Annotated in this window: 14 protein-coding genes, 2 tRNA genes, 3 rRNA genes and 1 pseudogene; 16 read left to right on the top strand and 4 right to left on the bottom strand. The window is 38.1% G+C overall.

Annotation, left to right across the window (positions count from 1 at the left end):
* Positions 1–53: 53 nt before the first annotated feature.
* A complete protein-coding gene (gene sufB, locus EGX96_RS05955; RefSeq protein WP_001289834.1) occupies positions 54–1,472 on the top strand; it encodes a Fe-S cluster assembly protein SufB in 1,419 nt (472 codons plus the stop codon).
* 71 nt (positions 1,473–1,543) lie between these two features.
* Here the strand turns inward: sufB and EGX96_RS05960 are convergent, their stop codons facing one another.
* Positions 1,544–2,731, bottom strand: a complete 1,188-nt coding sequence (locus tag EGX96_RS05960; RefSeq protein ID WP_001125240.1) for a D-alanyl-D-alanine carboxypeptidase family protein — start codon at positions 2,729–2,731, stop codon at positions 1,544–1,546.
* Positions 2,732–2,883: 152 nt separating this feature from the next.
* Entirely contained in the window at positions 2,884–4,119 is a 1,236-nt protein-coding gene (gene pbp3 / locus EGX96_RS05965; protein ID WP_000720940.1) for a D-alanyl-D-alanine carboxypeptidase PBP3, read from the bottom strand.
* A 240-nt stretch (positions 4,120–4,359) separates the two neighbouring features.
* Here pbp3 and EGX96_RS05970 point away from each other — a divergent pair, with 240 nt between their 5' ends.
* From EGX96_RS05970 to EGX96_RS06035, 14 genes are all read left to right on the top strand, one after another.
* Positions 4,360–6,015 carry a peptide ABC transporter substrate-binding protein gene (locus EGX96_RS05970; RefSeq protein WP_001118749.1) on the top strand — a complete coding sequence of 552 codons (1,656 nt, stop codon included), beginning with the start codon at positions 4,360–4,362 and terminating at the stop codon, positions 6,013–6,015.
* Between the two features lie 118 nt (positions 6,016–6,133).
* Positions 6,134–7,048, top strand: coding sequence for an ABC transporter permease (locus tag EGX96_RS05975; RefSeq protein ID WP_000598965.1), 915 nt, complete (start codon positions 6,134–6,136; stop codon positions 7,046–7,048).
* A gap of 9 nt (positions 7,049–7,057) precedes the next feature.
* Complete coding sequence (locus tag EGX96_RS05980; RefSeq protein WP_000764052.1) at positions 7,058–8,089, top strand: ABC transporter permease; 1,032 nt, start codon at positions 7,058–7,060, stop codon at positions 8,087–8,089.
* Between the two features lie 12 nt (positions 8,090–8,101).
* Positions 8,102–9,148: an ABC transporter ATP-binding protein gene (locus EGX96_RS05985; protein ID WP_000410286.1), complete on the top strand. Its 1,047-nt coding sequence runs from the start codon at positions 8,102–8,104 to the stop codon at positions 9,146–9,148.
* Entirely contained in the window at positions 9,148–10,080 is a 933-nt protein-coding gene (locus tag EGX96_RS05990; RefSeq protein WP_000138506.1) for an ABC transporter ATP-binding protein, read from the top strand. The genes EGX96_RS05985 and EGX96_RS05990 overlap by 1 nt, the downstream gene beginning before the upstream one ends.
* Positions 10,081–10,476: 396 nt before the next feature.
* Positions 10,477–12,023, top strand: a 16S ribosomal RNA gene (locus tag EGX96_RS05995).
* Between the two features lie 54 nt (positions 12,024–12,077).
* Positions 12,078–12,150 (top strand) — tRNA-Ala (locus EGX96_RS06000).
* A 153-nt stretch (positions 12,151–12,303) separates the two neighbouring features.
* Positions 12,304–15,204: ribosomal RNA gene (locus EGX96_RS06005) — 23S ribosomal RNA — on the top strand.
* Between the two features lie 74 nt (positions 15,205–15,278).
* Positions 15,279–15,394: ribosomal RNA gene (gene rrf, locus EGX96_RS06010) — 5S ribosomal RNA — on the top strand.
* The 16S, 23S and 5S rRNA genes sit together here with 2 tRNA genes alongside, the layout of an rRNA operon.
* A 5-nt stretch (positions 15,395–15,399) precedes the next feature.
* Positions 15,400–15,473: transfer RNA gene (locus EGX96_RS06015), tRNA-Asn, on the top strand.
* Between the two features lie 139 nt (positions 15,474–15,612).
* Entirely contained in the window at positions 15,613–16,464 is an 852-nt protein-coding gene (ispE, locus tag EGX96_RS06020; protein WP_000688172.1) for a 4-(cytidine 5'-diphospho)-2-C-methyl-D-erythritol kinase, read from the top strand.
* 85 nt (positions 16,465–16,549) lie between these two features.
* Positions 16,550–16,993 (top strand): zinc-dependent MarR family transcriptional regulator, encoded by a 444-nt coding sequence (locus EGX96_RS06025; RefSeq protein WP_000217076.1) that lies wholly within the window; start codon positions 16,550–16,552, stop codon positions 16,991–16,993.
* 2 nt (positions 16,994–16,995) lie between these two features.
* A complete protein-coding gene (locus tag EGX96_RS06030) occupies positions 16,996–17,706 on the top strand; it encodes a metal ABC transporter ATP-binding protein (protein ID WP_001269501.1) in 711 nt (236 codons plus the stop codon).
* On the top strand, positions 17,696–18,508 hold the full coding sequence (locus EGX96_RS06035; RefSeq protein WP_000923270.1) for a metal ABC transporter permease: 813 nt from the start codon (positions 17,696–17,698) through the stop codon (positions 18,506–18,508). Before EGX96_RS06030 ends, EGX96_RS06035 begins: the two co-directional genes overlap by 11 nt.
* Before the next feature lie 210 nt (positions 18,509–18,718).
* Here EGX96_RS06035 and EGX96_RS06040 read toward each other — a convergent pair.
* Both EGX96_RS06040 and tyrS read right to left on the bottom strand, forming a co-directional pair.
* A pseudogene (locus tag EGX96_RS06040) lies at positions 18,719–19,749 on the bottom strand (DNA/RNA non-specific endonuclease).
* Positions 19,750–20,326: 577 nt separating this feature from the next.
* Positions 20,327–21,586, bottom strand: a complete 1,260-nt coding sequence (gene tyrS, locus EGX96_RS06045) for a tyrosine--tRNA ligase (protein WP_001019853.1) — start codon at positions 21,584–21,586, stop codon at positions 20,327–20,329.
* A gap of 110 nt (positions 21,587–21,696) precedes the next feature.
* Between tyrS and pbp1b the strand changes: the two genes are divergently transcribed.
* A complete protein-coding gene (pbp1b, locus tag EGX96_RS06050; RefSeq protein WP_000472388.1) occupies positions 21,697–23,994 on the top strand; it encodes a penicillin-binding protein PBP1B in 2,298 nt (765 codons plus the stop codon).
* Positions 23,995–24,247: the final 253 nt, after the last annotated feature.

The raw sequence follows: 24,247 nt of genomic DNA on the forward strand, positions 1-24,247 counted from the left end.
AGGTAGTCTAGTAGAAGAATGTCTTAAATTTAAATATTAAAGAAAGGATAAGTATGTCCGAAATAAATGAAAAAGTAGAACCACAGCCAATAGATCTTGGGGAATATAAATTTGGATTTCATGACGATGTAAAGCCAATTTATTCTACGGGAAAAGGTCTAAATGAGGCTGTTATTCGTGAGTTATCTGCAGCTAAGGGTGAACCTGAGTGGATGTTGGACTTTCGTCTAAAATCCTTGGAAACGTTTAATAAAATGCCAATGCAGACCTGGGGAGCAGATTTATCAGATATTGATTTTGATGATATTATTTATTATCAAAAAGCATCTGATAAACCTGCGCGTGATTGGGATGATGTTCCAGAAAAAATCAAAGAAACTTTTGAAAGAATTGGGATTCCAGAAGCTGAAAGAGCTTATCTTGCAGGAGCATCAGCACAATATGAATCAGAAGTGGTTTATCATAATATGAAAGAAGAATATGATAAGCTGGGTATTGTTTTTACGGATACTGACTCTGCACTTAAAGAGTACCCAGAGCTATTCAAAAAATATTTTGCTAAACTTGTCCCTCCAACAGATAATAAATTAGCTGCTCTGAACTCTGCTGTATGGTCAGGTGGAACATTTATTTATGTCCCTAAAGGTGTTAAGGTGGATATTCCACTTCAAACTTACTTCCGTATTAATAATGAAAATACTGGACAATTTGAACGTACTCTCATTATTGTCGATGAGGGAGCAAGTGTTCACTATGTTGAAGGTTGTACCGCCCCAACTTATTCTTCAAATAGTTTACATGCAGCTATAGTTGAAATTTTTGCACTTGATGGAGCTTATATGCGCTATACGACTATTCAAAATTGGTCCGATAATGTCTATAATTTAGTGACAAAACGTGCTACCGCTAAAAAAGATGCAACAGTTGAGTGGATAGATGGAAATCTAGGTGCTAAAACAACAATGAAATACCCATCGGTTTACCTTGATGGTGAAGGAGCACGTGGCACGATGTTGTCTATTGCTTTTGCAAACAAAGGACAACACCAAGATACGGGTGCAAAGATGATTCATAATGCTCCCCATACTAGTTCATCCATTGTCTCTAAATCAATTGCTAAGGGTGGAGGAAAAGTTGATTATCGAGGTCAAGTGACATTTAATAAAGATTCCAAAAAATCAGTGTCACATATAGAATGTGACACCATATTGATGGATGATATTTCAAAATCAGATACCATACCGTTTAATGAGATTCATAATTCACAGGTTGCTTTAGAGCATGAAGCAAAGGTGTCTAAGATTTCTGAAGAGCAACTGTACTACTTGATGAGTCGAGGTTTATCTGAAGCTGAGGCAACAGAAATGATTGTTATGGGGTTTGTTGAGCCCTTTACGAAAGAATTACCAATGGAATATGCGGTAGAGTTAAACCGCTTAATTTCCTATGAAATGGAAGGTTCAGTTGGTTAATTGAAGATTTCAAGAGATAATAAAAAGCCCCTATGTTATTGATGAAGGGGGCTTTTATATTAGCACAGTTATTATCTAGAGCGCTTTATAAGTAATACTATCCCAGCTAAAAGACAAAGGATAGCGATGGTGCCCAGAACAATTAAAATAGATACAAAATGTGATTGAATAAATTGATCTGTTTTTGTCCACCACTGTTCTTTTGTTTGAGGCTGTTCTTGAATAGATTTGGTTTTGGTTTTAGTAACTTCTTTTTTAGGTTTAACGGCTTTTAATACAGGAGTTTTAGAAGAAATATTTTTAGCGTCTTTAAAACCTTTTTCTACAAGAGCGTTGACAAACGGATGACGATAGTACTCTCCGTCTTGGTCTGACCAATCACCAACTCCTAAAACCACAGTTATCAAGCGAGTATTCTGGCGTTTAGCTGTAACTAAGGCATTAAAAGCAGCGCTAGGGCTAGAACCAGTTTTTAAGCCATCTACTCCTTCTAATCCAAATTTAGCGCCGGGGGTAGAGTAGTTATAAGTTGTAAATGTTTCTTCATAAGGAGTTCCGACCATGGCCTTGACTTCAGGATATTTTGTATAGTTCAGTATATCAGGGTATTTTTTAAGGAAATGATAGGTTAAAATTGATAGATCACGTGCAGTCGTAACGTTAGTAGCATTGTTATCGTATTCTTTTGGGGAGTAAAGTCCATTAAAAGCACTCGCTACCGCCCCACTGGGGTTATAAAAGTGAGTTTTTGTCATACCGAGTTTCTTGGCGGTTTCATTGATTCGTTTAATGAAGGTGTCAGGATTGTTTTGTGATAAGTGGTTAGCAATCATAATAGTTGCTACATTAGATGACGGGACAGCTGTCATAGTAATCAGTTCACGAATAGGATAAGCAACCCCAGCATGAATATTATTATTACTAATTTCATAAATCTTACTTATGGCTTGGTCTGTTTCTGTTGCAGTCACTGTGGTGTTGAGGCTTGTTTTTCCTTTAGCTAAGTCTTCAAATAGTAAATATAAAGTAAACATTTTAGACATGCTAGCGGGATCACGTTCTAAATCAGCGTTATCTTCCCACAAAATATGACCTTTATTGTCAATAACGATAGACGCTTTAGGTTTATTAATATCTTTAACATCATATCCGGCTTCTCGGGTAATTTGCATAATATCTTTATGTTCTTCAGCTTGCACAGAGTTTACACAAGTCAGGGATAATAAAATGCAGAGGAAAGATACGATTAATTTAGGCATAGGTAACTCCTGAAAACTTTTTATTAATATTATAACAAAAAATCACTAATAAAAAAGACATTTCATTAGTGATTTTTAATTTTATATATTCTCCTAAACCTAGCTAAAGAAACTGCTGTGCAGCAACTCCTTGTGTCAAAGGGAGATTACTATTAAAGTTTTTCGTTAACGTAGCGCACAAAATGATTCCACCACACTTTGAGGAAGAAACTGCGCTCAATACTATCTTTTGCCACTAAATGAACGCTAGGTTCCTTTATGAGATAGCCTTTTCCAACCTTATTAAGGTCAACGTAATAAGCTTTCCCTAGGTTCTCTTTTTTTGTAATAGGAGCAGTAAGCTCTTTTTTAAAGTTAATTTTTAACTGATTTTGTTTAGTGATATTTTTCTTCTGTACTACTTTCAAATCGTTTTTAGCAACAGCGATGACCGATTGTTCTTTTCCGTCTCTCACACTTGCTTCTTTACCTTTATATGCAGCTCCTTTAGCTAATACAAGGTTAGGTTCGTAGGTGTTTGTGATATAGTTCAAGAGAGAGTTAGTTGCTGTAAAGCGAGCATATTTGTCTTTATCGGCCTTATCAGCATGCATAATAACAGTGAGTAGTCTCATTCCACTTTCAGTAGATGTAGCAATAAAAGATTGGCCAGCTAATTCCGTTGTCCCAGTTTTCAAACCTGTAATACCTGGTCTAAAGACAGGCATATCTGGTAGCATGTAGTTATAAGAATGCATAATATCTTTATCAAATTTAGCAACGGACTTACTAGTAATCTTAAGAATGGAAGGATATTCGTTGACCAAATGGTAGGCAACAATAGCAATATCACGTGCACTCATTTTATTTTCGTCGTTTTGTGACGATTTTGGATAAATGTGATTGCCTAACATACTATTATTTAAGCCAGAAGCATTGACTAGGTGGCTATCATGAATTCCCCACTTTTCCAATTGAGCAGTCATTTTATCAACAAATTTACTTTCGGTTCCTGAAATATGTTCAGCCAAAGCAATGGCTGCACTGTTAGCACTAGAAATCATGGCAGCGTCCACGAGCTGTTTAACAGTATAGCGCCTTTTTTCTAAAGGAACATTACTAGCATCAGATTCGCGTGTTAGTTGATAAGGGTAGTCAGATATATTTACTTTGGTATTCCACTTGAGGTTACCGTTATCAATTTCTTTATAGACCATATAAACGGTCATTATTTTAGTCAAGGAAGCAATAGCAGCGGGTTTGTTAGCATCTTTTTCATACAAGATTTTTCCTGAATCTAAATCAACTGCCAAGGCATGTTTAGCGGAAGCATTAAAAGATTCAGCAGAGATGGTTGGCATAAAAAAAATGCAACTAAGTAATAGAATAGAAGTAATAATTTTTTTCAAAATAACACCTTTAGAAATTTTTTAAACTTTGTCCCTCCTATTATATCATATCACTATATCATACTAGGAATTATTATTTTTGATAATTAAATAAAGAAAACGTTTGTTATAAAAATGTAAAAAAATGTAAAAAAATGAAAGTTAAAAAATTATCTGAAAATTTTGCGTTTTTGTCTTTTCTTAAGAATTTTTTGTGGTATAATGTTAGTCACTAGATAAATGAATTAGGAGAACAAAGCTATGGCAAAACAGAAAAATAACTGGCGCCGTGTTGGAGTTGGTGTCCTTACACTTGCTTCAGTTGCGACTCTTGCTGCATGTGGAAGTAAATCAGCTTCCCAGGATTCTAATGGAGCGATTAATTGGGCTATTCCAACAGAAATCAATACACTAGATTTATCTAAAGTCACAGACACTTACTCAAATCTAGCTATTGGTAACTCTAGTAGTAATTTCCTTCGCTTAGATAAAGATGGAAAGACAAGACCAGATTTGGCTACTAAAGTAGATGTTTCAAAAGATGGCTTAACTTATACAGCTACATTACGTAAAGGCTTGAAGTGGTCAGATGGCAGTAAACTTACTGCAAAGGATTTTGTTTATTCATGGCAACGTTTAGTTGATCCTAAAACAGCTTCACAATATGCTTACCTTGCTGTTGAAGGGCATGTGCTTAATGCCGATAAAATCAACGAAGGACAAGAGAAAGACTTGAATAAGCTAGGTGTTAAGGCGGAAGGCGATGACAAAGTTGTTATTACTTTATCTAGTCCGTCTCCACAATTTATCTACTACCTTGCATTCACTAACTTCATGCCACAAAAACAAGAAGTTGTTGAAAAATATGGAAAAGATTACGCAACTACTTCAAAAAATACAGTTTACTCAGGACCATATACTGTTGAAGGTTGGAATGGTTCGAATGGTACTTTCACGCTGAAGAAAAACAAAAATTATTGGGACGCTAAAAATGTAAAAACAAAAGAAGTTCGCATCCAGACTGTTAAAAAACCAGATACCGCCGTTCAAATGTATAAACGTGGTGAGTTAGATGCAGCTAATATCTCAAATACTTCTGCTATTTATCAAGCTAATAAGAATAATAAAGATGTCACAGATGTTCTAGAAGCGACCACTGCCTATATGGAATATAATACTACTGGTTCTGTGAAAGGGCTTGATAATGTTAAGATTCGTCGCGCCTTAAACTTAGCAACTAACCGTAAAGGAGTTGTTCAAGCAGCCGTTGATACAGGCTCAAAACCGGCAATTGCTTTTGCACCTACTGGTTTAGCCAAAACACCAGATGGAACTGATTTGGCAAAATATGTTGCCCCAGGTTATGAATATAATAAAACTGAAGCAGCAAAACTCTTTAAAGAAGGTTTGGCTGAATCAGGCTTGACTAAGCTAAAATTAACAATTACAGCAGATGCTGATGCTCCTGCTGCCAAAAACTCTGTTGACTATATCAAGTCTACTTGGGAAGCTGCTCTTCCAGGACTTACTGTTGAAGAAAAATTTGTAACCTTTAAACAACGCTTAGAAGACAGTAGAAAACAAAACTTTGACATCGTAGTTTCTCTTTGGGGTGGGGATTATCCAGAAGGATCAACTTTCTACGGCCTCTTTAAGTCAGATTCACAAAATAACGATGGAAAATTTGCTAACAAGGACTATGATGCTGCTTATAACAAGGCAATTTCTGAAGATGCGATGAAACCAGCAGAATCAGCGAAGGACTATAAAGAAGCAGAGAAAATTTTATTTGAGCAAGGTGCTTATAACCCACTCTACTTCCGTAGTGGTAAAGGTTTACAAAATCCAAAATTAAAAGGTGTTATTCGTAATACTACAGGTTTGTCAATAGACTTTACACATGCTTATAAAAAATAATTAAATTACTTTACACTAAACCTTTGCAAGAATTGGTAATTGCCAGTTCTTGCTTTTGGTTAAGTAAAGAAAGTGAAAGAGTTTGCTATTTTTAGCAATTCTAAGAAAAGGAAATGATATGATTAAATATATTTTAAAGCGTGTTGCTATTTTGTTAGTAACGCTATGGGTTGTCATAACCCTATCGTTCTTTCTGATGCAGATCCTTCCAGGAACACCCTACAATAATCCAAAACTCACTGAAGAAATGATCGCATTGCTTAATAAACAGTATGGTTTAGACAAGCCTGTATGGCAACAATATTTGACTTACCTTTGGAATGTACTTCATGGTGACTTTGGAACGAGTTATCAATCAGTGAATCAGCCAGTATCACGTATGATTAGCTTGAGATTAGGAGTTTCAGTACATCTAGGTGTTCAGGCTCTCGTATTTGGTGTTTTAGGCGGTATTTTGGTAGGAGCTATTTCGGCACGTCATAAGAATGATAAAGTCGATGGTATCTTAAGTGTTATTGCAACGCTAGGGATTTCTATGCCTTCATTTATCATTGGTATCTTATTATTAGACTATTTTGGATTTAAGTGGAACTTGTTGCCTTTATCAGGTTGGGGGACTTTCTCTCAAACCATTTTACCTTCTTTAGCTCTAGGACTCCCTACATTAGCATCTGTTTCACGCTTCTTCCGTAGTGAAATGATTGAAACTTTAAATTCTGATTATGTGCAACTAGCTCGTTCAAAAGGTATGACAATTCGTCAAGTAACTCGAAAACATGCTTACCGTAATTCTATGATTCCAATTTTAACTCTAATTGGCCCTTTGGCGGCGGGTCTGTTAACTGGTTCTGCACTAATTGAGCAGATTTTCTCGATTCCAGGAATTGGGCAGCAGTTTGTTACTTCGATTCCAACAAAAGACTATCCTGTTATTATGGGGACAACCATTGTTTATGCAGTAATGTTGATGGTTGCTATCTTGATAACAGACGTTGTTATTAGTATCGTAGACCCACGTGTTCGCTTGCAGTAAGGAGATGTTATGGCAGATAAAAACAGAACATTTAAACTTGTAGGTGCAGGATCTTCTAGCACACAAGAAAAAATTGAAAAGCCTGCTCTTTCGTTTATGCAAGATGCGTGGCGTCGCTTGAAAAAAAACAAATTAGCAGTAGTTTCACTCTATTTATTAGCTCTTTTACTTACTTTTTCGTTAGCCTCAAATTTATTTGTAACTCAGAAGGATGCTAATGGGTTTGATTCGAAAAAAGTAACTACATATCGCAACTTACCACCTAAATTGAGTTCAAACCTTCCTTTTTGGAATGGTAGCATTAAGTACGCTGGAAATACAGAATCTACAGACGCTTATAAGTCTCAAAATGTCCCTGAAAAAGTTAAGTATGCTTTAGGTACAGATTCTCTAGGGAGAAGTGTTGCTAAGCGCATCATCGTAGGTATTCGGATTTCCTTACTTGTAGCTATTGCAGCTACATTCATTGATTTAATTATCGGTGTTACATACGGTCTTGTTTCAGGTTTTGCTGGAGGACGCCTTGATACATTAATGCAACGTATCGTAGAGGTAATTTCATCAATTCCAAACTTAGTTATCGTTACAATGTTAGGTTTGGTCCTTGGTAACGGTATTACGGCTATTATTATCTCTATTGCTTTTACCGGATGGACTTCTATGTCTCGTCAGGTAAGGAATTTAACCCTATCATATCGAGAAAGAGAGTTTGTGCTTGCTGCACGTTCACTTGGGGAAAGTCCAATTAAAATAGCCTTCAAACATATTTTACCTAACATTTCTGGTATTATCATTGTACAAATTATGATGACAATCCCAAGTGCTATTATGTATGAAGCGGTACTTTCAGCAATCAATTTAGGTGTTAAACCACCGACAGCTTCATTAGGATCATTGATTTCAGATGCACAAGAAAATTTACAATATTATCCATATCAAGTTATCTTGCCAGCTTTAGCATTGGTAATGATTTCATTGGCATTTATTTTGCTTGGTGATGGGTTGCGAGATGCTTTTGATCCAAAATCTAGCGATGAATAAGGAGGTATAATCATGGAAAAAGAAACTATTTTAAGTGTTAATAATCTTCATGTTGACTTCCACACATATGCTGGAGAAGTAAAAGCAATTCGTGATGTCAACTTTGAATTAAAAAAAGGTGAGACTCTTGCAATCGTTGGTGAATCTGGTTCAGGAAAATCTGTAACTACCAGAACTTTAATTGGTTTAAATGCTAAAAATTCAGAGATATCAGGGAATGTTCAATTTAAGGGGCGTAACCTTGTTGAACTATCAGAAGAAGAGTGGACTAAGGTACGCGGGAATGAGATTTCTATGATTTTCCAAGACCCTATGACTAGTTTGGATCCAACGATGAAAATTGGCATGCAAATAGCAGAACCAATGATGATTCATCAAAAAATTTCAAAAAAGGATGCTTTAAAATTAGCTCTTGAGCTAATGAAAGATGTAGGTATCCCAAATGCTGAAGAGCATATTAATGATTACCCACATCAGTGGTCTGGAGGAATGCGCCAACGTGCGGTTATAGCGATTGCTTTAGCTGCTGATCCTGAAATTCTTATTGCTGATGAACCAACGACTGCTTTAGATGTAACAATTCAAGCACAAATTTTGAACTTAATGAAAAAAATTCAAGCAGAACGAGACTCCTCCATTGTTTTCATAACTCATGACTTAGGGGTCGTTGCAGGGATGGCAGACCGTGTAGCAGTTATGTATGCAGGGAAAATTGTTGAATTTGGAACTGTTGATGAAGTCTTTTATAATCCACAACATCCATATACTTGGGGATTATTGAATTCAATGCCGACAACCGACACAGAATCAGGTAGTTTAGAGTCAATTCCGGGAACACCACCAGATTTGTTGAACCCACCTAAAGGAGATGCATTTGCAGCTCGTAATGAATTTGCATTAGATATTGATCATGAAGAAGAACCACCGTACTTCAAAGTTTCAGAAACACATTTCGCTGCTACATGGCTTTTAGATGAAAGATCACCTAAGGTGCTTCCTCCATTACCGATCCAAAAACGTTGGGAAAAATGGAACGAGATTGAAGGGAGGAAAGCCTAATGACTGAAAATCGAAAAAAATTAGTTGAAGTCAAAAATGTTTCTTTGACCTTCAATAAAGGAAAAGCTAATGAAGTGAGAGCAATTGATAATGTTAGTTTTGACATTTATGAAGGTGAAGTGTTTGGATTAGTTGGGGAATCTGGATCAGGAAAGACAACCGTTGGACGTTCAATTTTAAAACTTTATGATATTTCTGATGGAGAAATTACCTTTAATGGAGAAGTGATCTCACATCTGAAAGGTAAAGCATTACATAGTTTTCGTAAAGACGCTCAGATGATTTTTCAGGATCCTCAGGCTAGCTTAAACGGCCGTATGAAGATTCGTGATATCGTAGCAGAAGGTTTAGATATACATAAATTAGCTAAATCAAAATCAGATCGTGATAGTAAAGTTCAGGCCCTATTAGATCTTGTAGGGTTAAATAAAGATCATTTAACACGTTATCCGCATGAATTTTCAGGTGGACAACGACAACGTATCGGGATTGCACGTGCTTTAGCAGTAGAGCCTAAATTTATCATTGCTGATGAACCAATATCTGCCTTAGATGTTTCAATCCAAGCACAAGTTGTTAATTTAATGCAAAAATTGCAAAGAGAACAAGGATTGACTTATTTGTTTATCGCACATGATTTGTCTATGGTAAAATACATTTCAGATCGTATCGGTGTTATGCATTGGGGGAAACTGTTAGAAGTTGGAACATCTGATGATGTTTATAACAATCCAATCCACCCTTATACGAAGAGTCTATTATCAGCTATTCCAGAACCAGATCCGGAGAGTGAACGTCAACGTGTTCACCAGCCGTATAATCCAGCTATTGAGCAAGACGGACAAGAACGTCAAATGCACGAGATTACCCCTGGTCATTTTGTTTTATCTACACCCCAAGAAGCTGAAGAATATAAAAAACAAATATTATAAAAGATGGCTAGCCCATCTTTTATTTTTTTACTAATAAAATAAATTTAGGTATGGAATTTTAAACTCTATGTTATTGGTGTTAGCCAACAGGAAACTTTTTTCAGAAAATGTAGAAAAAGTATGAAAAAAGAGTTGACAAAGTAAGAGATGATGTAGTAAACTAAATAAGTTGTCTCGAGAGAGCAGTTTCTATTAGCGCGTAGTTAACAACTTAAAAAAAGTAGTTGACAAAGCAGAATAAGTTTGCTAGAATATAGAAGTTGTCTCAAGAGAGGCAAAGACCTTTGAAAACTGAACAAGACGAACGAATGTGCAGGGTGGATTTACATTGTAAATCCGTCAATGACAAAAAACAATAAATCTGTCAGCGAGACAGAAAAGAGCAAAGCTCAAACTTTTAATGAGAGTTTGATCCTGGCTCAGGACGAACGCTGGCGGCGTGCCTAATACATGCAAGTAGAACGCTGAGGTTTGGTGTTTACACTAGACTGATGAGTTGCGAACGGGTGAGTAACGCGTAGGTAACCTGCCTCATAGCGGGGGATAACTATTGGAAACGATAGCTAATACCGCATAAGAGTAATTAACACATGTTAGTTATTTAAAAGGAGCAATTGCTTCACTGTGAGATGGACCTGCGTTGTATTAGCTAGTTGGTGAGGTAAAGGCTCACCAAGGCGACGATACATAGCCGACCTGAGAGGGTGATCGGCCACACTGGGACTGAGACACGGCCCAGACTCCTACGGGAGGCAGCAGTAGGGAATCTTCGGCAATGGACGGAAGTCTGACCGAGCAACGCCGCGTGAGTGAAGAAGGTTTTCGGATCGTAAAGCTCTGTTGTTAGAGAAGAACGTTGGTAGGAGTGGAAATCTACCAAGTGACGGTAACTAACCAGAAAGGGACGGCTAACTACGTGCCAGCAGCCGCGGTAATACGTAGGTCCCGAGCGTTGTCCGGATTTATTGGGCGTAAAGCGAGCGCAGGCGGTTCTTTAAGTCTGAAGTTAAAGGCAGTGGCTTAACCATTGTACGCTTTGGAAACTGGAGGACTTGAGTGCAGAAGGGGAGAGTGGAATTCCATGTGTAGCGGTGAAATGCGTAGATATATGGAGGAACACCGGTGGCGAAAGCGGCTCTCTGGTCTGTAACTGACGCTGAGGCTCGAAAGCGTGGGGAGCAAACAGGATTAGATACCCTGGTAGTCCACGCCGTAAACGATGAGTGCTAGGTGTTAGGCCCTTTCCGGGGCTTAGTGCCGCAGCTAACGCATTAAGCACTCCGCCTGGGGAGTACGACCGCAAGGTTGAAACTCAAAGGAATTGACGGGGGCCCGCACAAGCGGTGGAGCATGTGGTTTAATTCGAAGCAACGCGAAGAACCTTACCAGGTCTTGACATCCTTCTGACCGGCCTAGAGATAGGCTTTCTCTTCGGAGCAGAAGTGACAGGTGGTGCATGGTTGTCGTCAGCTCGTGTCGTGAGATGTTGGGTTAAGTCCCGCAACGAGCGCAACCCCTATTGTTAGTTGCCATCATTAAGTTGGGCACTCTAGCGAGACTGCCGGTAATAAACCGGAGGAAGGTGGGGATGACGTCAAATCATCATGCCCCTTATGACCTGGGCTACACACGTGCTACAATGGTTGGTACAACGAGTCGCAAGCCGGTGACGGCAAGCTAATCTCTTAAAGCCAATCTCAGTTCGGATTGTAGGCTGCAACTCGCCTACATGAAGTCGGAATCGCTAGTAATCGCGGATCAGCACGCCGCGGTGAATACGTTCCCGGGCCTTGTACACACCGCCCGTCACACCACGAGAGTTTGTAACACCCGAAGTCGGTGAGGTAACCTTTAGGAGCCAGCCGCCTAAGGTGGGATAGATGATTGGGGTGAAGTCGTAACAAGGTAGCCGTATCGGAAGGTGCGGCTGGATCACCTCCTTTCTAAGGATAAGGAAACCTGCCATTTGCGTCTTGTTTAGTTTTGAGAGGTCTTGTGGGGCCTTAGCTCAGCTGGGAGAGCGCCTGCTTTGCACGCAGGAGGTCAGCGGTTCGATCCCGCTAGGCTCCATTGAATCGAAAGGTTCAAATTGTTCATTGAAAATTGAATATCTATATCAAATTCCACGATCTAGAAATAGATTGTAGAAAGTAACAAGAAAATAAACCGAAAACGCTGTGAATATTTAATGAGTTTTCTAGTTTAAAGAAACTAGGTTAATAAGGTTAAGTTAATAAGGGCGCACGGTGGATGCCTTGGCACTAGAAGCCGAAGAAGGACGTGACTAACGACGAAATGCTTTGGGGAGCTGTAAGTAAGCGCTGATCCAGAGATGTCCGAATGGGGGAACCCACTAGTTAATGACTAGTATCCATATCTGTTAAGGATATGAGAAGGAAGACGCAGTGAACTGAAACATCTAAGTAGCTGCAGGAAGAGAAAGCAAAAGCGATTGCCTTAGTAGCGGCGAGCGAAACGGCAGGAGGGCAAACCGAAGTGTTTACACTTCGGGGTTGTAGGACTGCGATATAGGATTAATCATTATAGAAGAATTACCTGGGAAGGTAAGCCAAAGAGAGTAACAGCCTCGTATTTAAAATGATAGATTAACCTTAGCAGTATCCTGAGTACGGCGAGACACGCGAAATTTCGTCGGAATCTGGGAGGACCATCTCCCAACCCTAAATACTCTCTAGTGACCGATAGTGAACCAGTACCGTGAGGGAAAGGTGAAAAGCACCCCGGGAGGGGAGTGAAATAGAACCTGAAACCGTGTGCCTACAACAAGTTCGAGCCCGTTAATGGGTGAGAGCGTGCCTTTTGTAGAATGAACCGGCGAGTTACGATATGATGCGAGGTTAAGTTGAAGAGACGGAGCCGTAGGGAAACCGAGTCTTAATAGGGCGTCATAGTATCATGTTGTAGACCCGAAACCATGTGACCTACCCATGAGCAGGTTGAAGGTGAGGTAAAACTCACTGGAGGACCGAACCAGGGCACGTTGAAAAGTGCTTGGATGACTTGTGGGTAGCGGAGAAATTCCAAACGAACTTGGAGATAGCTGGTTCTCTCCGAAATAGCTTTAGGGCTAGCGTCGATGTTAAGTCTCTTGGAGGTAGAGCACTGTTTGGGTGAGGGGTCCATCCCGGATTACCAATCTCAGATAAACTCCGAATGCCAACGAGATATAATCGGCAGTCAGACTGCGAGTGCTAAGATCCGTAGTCGAAAGGGAAACAGCCCAGACCACCAGCTAAGGTCCCAAAATATATGTTAAGTGGAAAAGGATGTGGGGTTGCACAGACAACTAGGATGTTAGCTTAGAAGCAGCTATTCATTCAAAGAGTGCGTAATAGCTCACTAGTCGAGTGACCCTGCGCCGAAAATGTACCGGGGCTAAAACATATTACCGAAGCTGTGGATGACACAAAAGTGTCATGGTAGGAGAGCGTTCTATGTGTGAAGAAGGTGTACCGTGAGGAGCGCTGGAACGCATAGAAGTGAGAATGCCGGTATGAGTAGCGCAAGACAGGTGAGAATCCTGTCCACCGTAAGACTAAGGTTTCCAGGGGAAGGCTCGTCCGCCCTGGGTTAGTCGGGACCTAAGGAGAGACCGAAAGGTGTATCCGATGGACAACAGGTTGATATTCCTGTACTAGAGTATATAGTGATGGAGGGACGCAGTAGGCTAACTAAACCAGACGATTGGAAGTGTCTGGTCAAACAGTGAGGTGTGATATGAGTCAAATGCTTATATCTTTAACATTGAGCTGTGACGAGGAGCGAAGTTTAGTAGCGAAGTTAGTGATGTCACACTGCCAAGAAAAGCTTCTAGCGATACATATACTCTACCCGTACCGCAAACCGACACAGGTAGTCGAGGCGAGTAGCCTCAGGTGAGCGAGAGAACTCTCGTTAAGGAACTCGGCAAAATGGCCCCGTAACTTCGGGAGAAGGGGCGCTGATTTTAGATCAGCCGCAGTGAATAGGCCCAAGCAACTGTTTATCAAAACACAGCTCTCTGCTAAATCGTAAGATGATGTATAGGGGGTGACGCCTGCCCGGTGCTGGAAGGTTAAGAGGAGTGCTTAGCGTAAGCGAAGGTATGAATTGAAGCCCCAGTAAACGGCGGCCGTAACTATAACGGTCCTAAGGTAGCGAAATTCCTTGTCGGGTAAGTTCCGACCCGCACGAAAGGCGTAATGATTTGGGCACTGTCTCAACGAGAGACTCGGTGAAATTTTAGTACCTGTGAAGATGCAGGTTACCCGCGACAGGACGGAAAGACCCCATGGAGCTTTACTGCAGTTTGATATTGAGTATCTGTACCACATGTACAGGATAGGTAGGAGCCTATGATAACGGGACGCCAGTTTCGTTTGAGGCGTTGTTGGGATACTACCCTTGTGTTATGGCTACTCTAACCCAGATAGGCAATCCCTATCGGAGACAGTGTCTGACGGGCAGTTTGACTGGGGCGGTCGCCTCCTAAAAGGTAACGGAGGCGCCCAAAGGTTCCCTCAGACTGGTTGGAAATCAGTCGTAGAGTGTAAAGGTATAAGGGAGCTTGACTGCGAGAGCTACAACTCGAGCAGGGACGAAAGTCGGGCTTAGTGATCCGGTGGTTCCGTATGGAAGGGCCATCGCTCAACGGATAAAAGCTACCCTGGGGATAACAGGCTTATCTCCCCAAGAGTTCACATCGACGGGGAGGTTTGGCACCTCGATGTCGGCTCGTCGCATCCTGGGGCTGTAGTCGGTCCCAAGGGTTGGGCTGTTCGCCCATTAAAGCGGCACGCGAGCTGGGTTCAGAACGTCGTGAGACAGTTCGGTCCCTATCCGTCGCGGGCGTAGGAAATTTGAGAGGATCTGCTCCTAGTACGAGAGGACCAGAGTGGACTTACCGCTGGTGTACCAGTTGTCTTGCCAAAGGCATCGCTGGGTAGCTATGTAGGGAAGGGATAAGCGCTGAAAGCATCTAAGTGCGAAGCCCACCTCAAGATGAGATTTCCCATGATTTTATATCAGTAAGAGCCCTGAGAGATGATCAGGTAGATAGGTTAGGAGTGTAATTGTGGTGACACATTTAGCGGACTAATACTAATAGCTCGAGGACTTATCCAAAAAGAGATATTGACAACGTTACGGTTTCTTGTTAGACTATAGATATTCAATTTTGAGTGAATAAGGCTCAATAGTTAAGTGATAATTGCCTAGGAGATACACCTGTTCTCATGCCGAACACAGAAGTTAAGCCCTAGAACGCCGGAAGTAGTTGGGGGTTGCCCCCTGTGAGATAAGGTAGTCGCTTAGCTATAATCCGCCATAGCTCAGTTGGTAGTAGCGCATGACTGTTAATCATGATGTCGTAGGTTCGAGTCCTACTGGCGGAGTAGATAAAGGGAGACTAACTTTGGTTAGCCTTTTTTTATTGGAATTATTATCCTTAAGATTGGCTAACATCTTAATTGTCCGAATTTGTCATTTGTTATGTTATAATATGGATATTCTATATTTTATTAGGGAGGTTTTATGAAAATTTTTGAGAAAGCTCCTGCCAAACTTAATTTAGGATTAGATATTAAAGGACGATGTGACGATGGTTATCATGAATTAGCTATGATTATGGTTAGTATTGATCTTAATGACTACGTTACCATTTCTGAGCTAAAGGAAGATTGTATTGTTATCGATTCTGATAGTAGCAAAATGCCTTTAAATAATGATAATGATGTGTTTAAAGCTGCAGATATAATCAAAAATCAATATGGTATTAATAAAGGTGTTCATATTAGATTAGAAAAATCCATTCCTGTCTGTGCAGGACTGGGGGGTGGTTCTACTGATGCTGCTGCTACAATAAGAGCTCTTAATCGATTATGGAATCTTCAAATGGACTATGACGAAATGGTTGCTATTGGTTTTAAAATTGGTAGTGATGTTCCTTATTGTCTTGGTGGGGGATGTTCGTTAGTATTAGGTAAAGGTGAAATTGTTAAACCCTTACCGACATTGAGACCATGTTGGATAGTTCTGGTTAAGCCGGATTTTGGTATTTCAACTAAATCCATTTTTAGAGATATTGATTGTAAGTCTATAAGTAGAGTTGATATTGATTTATTAAAGTCTGCTATTTTGTCATCAGATTATCAGTTAATGGTCAAATCTATGGGAAATTCACTCGAGGATATTACAATTACTAAAAATCCAGTTATAAGTACAATAAAAGAACGTATGTTAAATTCTGGAGCCGATGTTGCATTAATGACAGGAAGTGGACCAACTGTTTTTTCAATGTGTTCTACAGAGAAAAAAGCTGATCGTGTTTTTAATAGTATGAAAGGTTTTTGCAAAGAAGTTTATAAAGTTAGGTTGTTGAGATAAAAGGTTTTATCTTCTTCACCTATCTATGATTGATTCTTCTATATCTTCGTGATATAATTTACTGGTTAACAAAAAAGAGGTATATATGACAGTTTTAGAACAAAAATTAGACCATTTAGTGAGTCAAATCTTGCTTAAAGCAGAAAATCAACATGAATTATTGTTTGGTACTTGTCAAAGTGATGTTAAATTGACTAATACGCAAGAACACATTCTGATGCTTTTATCACAAGAGCAGTTGACAAATTCTGATTTAGCTAAGAAGTTAAATATTAGTCAGGCAGCTGTAACTAAAGCAGTAAAAAGTTTAATTTCTCAGGATATGTTGAAAGCGAATAAAGATTCTAAAGATGCTCGTATTACTTATTTTGAGTTATCTGAACTTGCTAAACCCATTGCAGATGAACACACACATCATCATGACAATACGTTAGGGGTTTACGGAAGATTAGTAAATCATTTTTCAAAGGACGAAAAGGTCGTTTTAGAACGTTTTCTTGATCTTTTCTCTAGAGAATTAGAAGGGTAATCATGCGATATATTACAGTTAGTGGTCTTACTTTTCAGTACGATAGCGATCCTGTGCTGGAAGGGGTTAATTACCATTTAGACAGTGGGGAGTTTGTTACCTTAACAGGTGAAAATGGGGCTGCTAAATCAACTTTAATAAAGGCTACTTTAGGTATTTTAACGCCCAAAGTGGGTACAGTTAATATCTCTAAAGAAAACAAAGAAGGAAAAAAATTACGTATTGCCTATTTACCTCAACAGATTGCAAGTTTTAACGCTGGCTTTCCATCGTCAGTTTATGAATTTGTGAAATCTGGACGATACCCTAGAAATGGTTGGTTTAGAAGACTGACTAAACATGATGAAGAACATATTAGGGTTAGTTTAGAAGCTGTTGGTATGTGGGATAATCGCCATAAAAAGATAGGAAGTTTATCTGGCGGTCAAAAGCAGAGGGCTGTCATTGCTAGGATGTTTGCTTCTGATCCAGATATTTTTGTATTGGATGAGCCAACAACTGGTATGGACGCAGGGACTACTGAGAAATTTTATGAGTTAATGCATCATAATGCTCATAAGCATGGTAAGTCTGTTTTGATGATTACTCACGATCCTGATGAAGTAAAGGGGTATGCTGACCGAAATATTCATCTTGTTAGGAACCAATCTTTACCATGGCGTTGTTTCAATGTCCATACAAACGAAATGGAGGTTGAATCAGATGCTACTTGATATGCTTTCCTATGATTTTATGCAACGAGCGCTCTTAGCAGTTGTGGCTATTAGTATTTTTGCTCCAATTTTAGGCATCTTCCTAATTTTACGTCGTCAGAGTTTGATGAGTGATACTTTGAGTCACGTTTCCTTAGCCGGTGTTGCATTAGGCGTTGTTTTAGGTATCTCGCCTACATGGTCAACTATTTTCGTTGTTACTTTGGCGGCAGTTGTATTAGAGTATTTGCGTACTGTATACAAACATTATATGGAAATATCAACTGCTATCCTGATGTCGATGGGGTTGGCTATATCTTTAATCGTTATGAGTAAAGCTCATAATGTTGGTAATGTCAGTCTTGAACAGTATTTATTTGGTTCTATTATTACTATTGGGAAGGAACAAGTGATTGCTTTGTTTGTTATTGCATTAATCACTTTTATTTTAACCATCCTATTTATTAGACCAATGTATATATTAACGTTTGATGAGGATACAGCTTTTGTAGATGGATTGCCTGTGCGTACAATGTCTATTTTGTTCAATGTTGTTACAGGTATTGCTATTGCATTAACAATTCCTGCCGCAGGTGCTCTATTGGTGTCAACTATTATGGTTTTACCAGCTAGTATTGCTATGCGGTTAGGTCGAAATTTTAAAACTGTTATTTTTCTGGGTATGTTAATTGGATTTGTGGGAATGGTAGCTGGTATTTTCCTTTCGTATTATTGGGAGACACCTGCTAGTGCAACAATAACGATGATTTTTATTGGCATTTTCCTATTAGTTAGCTTAGTAGGCTTGCTTCGCAAACGTTAAATAAAAAAATCTATCTTATTCTAGGATAGATTTTTTATTTATCTCCCTGTTTTTTTCGAATATATTTTATGAGGGATCAGTTGAGAAATTATCTCGATGAGGTATCTACTAAGTTTTCTGGCTTAAGTTGATAGAAGGGGCAATGTGAATCTATTTTTGCGTTTTAGGATAAAAAATACTACCGGCAATTTTGCCGGCAGTAAATTGTAATTATTGTGCTTCAGTAGTGCTGTGATGTTTGTGTTGATTTAACGCTTCTTGTTCAGTCATTTGAACGATATTAGCGGTATTTGCATTTTTTATGTTTTCTAAACTATACCAATAAGTATTTGAACGACCCTTATTTGCAACGTAGACGATTCTATTTTGGGGAGCTACATTATTTGTATCTGATTCAGAAGTATTAGTGTTAGTATTTTCTTCTATATCAGATGCACTTTCAATAGCTGCTTCGTTTTCATCAGCATCGCTATTTGGATCTTCACCTTCTTCTGCCTGTTTCCCATCTTCTTTGATTAGCATACCAGTTTTGTAATCAATTTTTGCGAGTGGAGACGTATTTTCTAATGTAACAGTTGTGACGCCGTATTCATCAACTTGTTCTTTGCCGCCGCCTAATTTGATTTCTAGAAGTTTTCCTTGTTTATCAATTCCAACATACTGAAGTTCAACTCGGCTAGGTACTAAATTATTTCCTTCGTATATTGGAGTCACTTTGTAATCAAGCTAGAAATTTTTATGATTTGCCAACCAACTATCTAATCTATTTTCGTAGTATAACATACCATCAGGATTATTTTCGCTAAATCCTGTATTTAGATATTTGGTCATAGTAACTAGGTTCTCAGGAACATTGTTCATTCCTGAAAATTGATAACCAACGAGGTGACCTCGGTCTATAAGCCAAGTTGTTTTACCCTTTTCAGTAGTAAATTTGTAGTTGTGCCAACCGGTTGGATTATACGTCAGTCTTTCTCTTTTTATCTTAGGCTCATCTGCATCCCTTAATTGTATGTGAGAATATGTTGCTCTTTCTAAGTTATCTAATGAACCTACCTTGATTTGCTTATTATGAGTAAACGGTAAGATTTTTTTGAAGAAGTACTTACATACTGTGTCTCAACATGGGATGTCGTCTTATAATGTTTAGCCTTAGCTTCAACATTCTGTTGTAATGCCCCAACGCATAGTACGACAGTTAATAGTGGGAGTGATTTGTATAATTGTTTAGATAATTTCATAAACCTAAACTCTTCTAAATGATATTTGTGAAGGCCTTTCACAAGTATAATTTTATCATTTTATTGGGAAAAAGTAATAAAAAAACATAACTAGTTAATTTTTTTGGAGATTATGTTATTTAACTAGATAGTTATTAAAGTTAAATGTTATAGATATACTGTTATTACATAATAATTTTTATATGATTTGTTATTTTATTAGATTTTTTAATGGATTATTTCTTTAGCTGATTTTGATTACAAAGTTAAGGTATTCTAATCATATTTTCTTGATTTATAACATGTAAAGGTTAGAATAAATTCGTTGGTGTTAGACAGACGATATTTGTTGTTTTTATGAAAAAATTGTGGGTATTAGATATGTATATTTTTTCGATAACTATTTACTCTATGGTAAAAATTCTAAGCTGTTTGTTTGGTGTTATTTCTTAATAAAAATAAGGTAGTCATGTATAATAACTATAATTTAAAAGTTGTCTCTTCAGGAATGTTGTTCATTAATAAAAAGTGTAGTCAATTGACTACACTTTTTATTGTCTTGAAATATTATTATCAGAGTATCGATTACACTTCAAGTCTATTTAAAGTTTAATACAAAGTATTTTTTCTTTCCACGACGAATGACTGTAATTTCATTTTCAAGCTTATCATTTTCTGAGATAGTATATTCTAAATCTTGAATACGATCTCCATTAATATAAATAGCTCCATTGGAGACATCTTCTCGAGCTTGACGTTTAGAATTGACAACTCCTGAAGTGACTAGAAGGTCTATGATATTGAGGTTATCTTCCGTCTGAACGTGATAATTTGGTACTCCACGTAAACCTTGTTTGAGCTCTTTAACAGACAATCCTTTTATATTGCCAGCAAATAGCTGTTCCGTGATATTAACGGCCTCCTTATAAGCTTTTTCACCATGAACAAGAGTTACAACTTCACGTGCTAGTGTTTTTTGTGCTAAGCGTTGGTGAGGTGCTTCCTCGAATTGAATACGTATATCTTCTATTTCTTTAAGGCTTAGGAATGTAAAAATCTTAAGGAAGCGAACGGCATCAGCATCCATAACATTGAGCCAAAATTGGTACATTTCATAAGGAGAGGTTTTGTCAGCATCAAGCCAAACAGCATTTCCTTCAGATTTTCCGAATTTTTTTCCTGTAGAATCTGTTATCAATGGAACAGTCATAACATGAGATACACCATTTGATTTTCGTCTAATAAGTTCGGTTCCAGCAGTCATGTTGCCCCATTGGTCAGAACCACCAATTTGCAAAGTGACATTATAGTTCTTATTTAATTCGTAAAAGTCATATCCTTGCATAATTTGATAAGCAAATTCAGTATAGGAAATCCCTGTTTCGATACGTTTTTTAACAGATTCTTTACTCATCATATAATTGACAGTAAAATATTTACCAACATCTCGTAAGAAATCAATGAAACTAATATTGCTGAACCAATCATAATTATTTACCAATACAGCTTTGTTATCACCTGTTTCAAACTCTAGAAAATTAGATAATTGACCGCGGATTTTATTACCCCAACTAACTACAGTTTTCTTTGTTTGTAAACTGCGCTCAACATCTTTAAATGAAGGGTCCCCAATAAGTCCAGTTGCGCCTCCCACAAGTGCATAAGGCTTGTGACCAGCAAGTTGTAAGCGACGAGAGGTTAAAATAGCAACTAAATGTCCAAGATGAAGGCTGTCAGCCGTAGGATCGTAGCCAGTATAGTAAGAGACAGAACCTTCTTCAAGAGCTTTGCGTAAAGCATCTTCGTCAGTTGTCTGAAAAACGAGTCCACGTTCTTTGAGTTCATCAAAAATATTCATCTTTTTCTCCTAATTATTAACTTGTTGTGTATTAATGTCAACTATATCAAAACTCTTTAGGATATGCAAGTTATATTAAATCTGATATAATGTAGGATGAGGTATTATTCATGTTTAAAGGTAATAAGAAGTTGAATAGTTCTAAATTAGGTGATTACACACCACTTGAATTTGGTTCTATTTTTTTAAGAATTGTAAAGCTTTTATCAGATTTCATCTATGTTATTATTTTACTATTTGTTATGCTCGGAGTAGGACTTGCAGTAGGGTATCTTGCTAGTCAAGTTGACTCTGTTAAAGTACCAAGTAAAAATAGTTTAGTGACACAAGTTAATACACTTACTAGGGTGTCTAGGTTAACTTATTCTGATAAATCACAAATTTCAGAGATTGCCACTGATTTACAACGTACACCAGTGGCAAAGGATGCTATATCTGATAATATTAAAAAGGCTATCATTGCAACAGAGGACGAAAATTTCAATGACCATAAAGGTGTAGTTCCCAAAGCCGTACTACGTGCTGCAGCGGGATCTGTTCTGGGGTTTGGAGAGAGTAGCGGTGGTTCAACGCTGACACAACAATTATTAAAGCAGCAAATTTTGGGAGATGATCCGTCATTTAAACGCAAATCAAAAGAAATTATTTATGCTCTAGCATTAGAGCGTTACATGGATAAGGATTCGATTTTATCAGATTATTTAAATGTATCACCGTTTGGTCGCAATAACAAAGGACAGAATATTGCAGGTATTGAAGAAGCAGCACAAGGGATTTTTGGAGTTTCCGCAAAAGATTTAACAATTCCTCAGGCAGCTTTCCTTGCAGGTTTACCGCAAAGTCCTATTGTATATTCTCCTTATACTGCAGATGCCCAGTTGAAATCAGATAAAGATCTTAGTTTTGGTATAAAGCGCCAAAAAAATGTGTTATACAATATGTATAGAACGAGAGCTTTAACCAAAGATGAGTACAAATCCTACAAAGATTATGACATCAAAAAAGATTTTATCAAACCTGCAGTGGCGACAACAAATCATCATGATTATCTTTACTACTCGGCATTATCTGAAGCTCAAAAAGTGATGTACAATTACCTCATTAAAAAGGATAATGTTTCAGAGCATGATTTAAAAAATGATGAGACTAGAGCGACGTACAGACACCGCGCTATTGAAGAGATTCAACAGGGAGGGTATACTATTAAAACTACTATCAATAAATCTGTTTATCAAGCCATGCAGGATGCTGCAGCTCAATACGGAGGGTTGTTAGATGATGGTACTGGCAAGGTTCAAATGGGAAATGTACTAACGGACAATTCTAGTGGTGCTATTATAGGATTTATTGGTGGTCGTAACTATAGTGAGAATCAAAATAACCATGCTTTTGATACGGCACGCTCTCCAGGGTCAAGTATTAAACCGATATTACCTTACGGAATTGCTATTGATCAAGGGATGTTAGGAAGTGGTAGTGTTCTTTCAAATTATCCAACGACATATTCAAGTGGCGAAAAGATTATGCATGCGGATGAAGAAGGTACTGCTATGGTTAACCTTCAAGAGTCATTGGACATTTCTTGGAACATTCCAGCTTTCTGGACTTACAAGATGCTACGAGATCGAGGCGTTGATGTAAAAAACTATATGGAGAAATTAGACTATCCAATTGAAAACTTTGGTATAGAAAGTTTACCACTTGGTGGTGGTATTGATACGTCAGTTGCTCAGCAAACAAACCTTTATCAAATGATTGCAAATGGTGGTGTTTATCATAAGCAGTATATGATAGAAAGTATAGAGGATAGTAATGGGAAAGTGATTTATAATCACGAAAGTAAACCTGTCCGTGTCTTTTCGAAAGCAACAGCTACTATCTTACAGCAGCTATTACATGGACCAATTAACTCCGGAAAGACTACAACCTTTAAAAATCGCTTACAAGGTTTAAATAGTGGTTTAGCTGGGGTAGATTGGATTGGAAAAACGGGTACTACTAACTCAACTTCTGATGTTTGGTTGATGCTTTCTACACCTAAAGTGACTTTAGGTGGATGGGCAGGACATGATAATAATGCCTCTTTAGCGAAATTGACAGGTTACAATAATAATGCTAATTATATGGCTCACTTGGTTAATGCTATTAATAATGCAGATGGCAATACTTTTGGTAAGTCAGAAAGGTTTAGACTTGATGATAGCGTTATAAAAGCTAAAGTTCTTAAGTCTACAGGTTTACAGCCAGGTGTAGTAACAGTAAACGGTCGTCGAATCACTGTTGGAGGTGAAAGCACAACAAGTTATTGGGCAAAAAATGGACCTGGAACGATGACCTATCGTTTTGCTATTGGGGGAACTGATAGTGATTATCAAAAAGCTTGGTCTACTTTGGGTGGAAAACGATAACAGGTTTACGATACTGATAGTTTTATTTGAGGAGAATAGAGTGATCTGTTCTCCTTTTATTTTTTCCAAGATAATATGATTTAATTCTTGTATAGTCTTCTTTCAAAGAATTAGAAAAACACCAGTATGCTATGTTTAAAAATCATCGTGTTATGCTAAAACTCAAGGGTGTTGATGAACAAATTGAAATTCTAGAAGCTTCCTTGAAGTCAAGAGAATAAAACTTGATTTATTGGTGAAAATAAGTTATAAT

Origin of the sequence: Streptococcus sp. FDAARGOS_520 (assembly GCF_003812685.1) — a bacterium.
Taxonomy (GTDB): domain Bacteria; phylum Bacillota; class Bacilli; order Lactobacillales; family Streptococcaceae; genus Streptococcus; species Streptococcus agalactiae.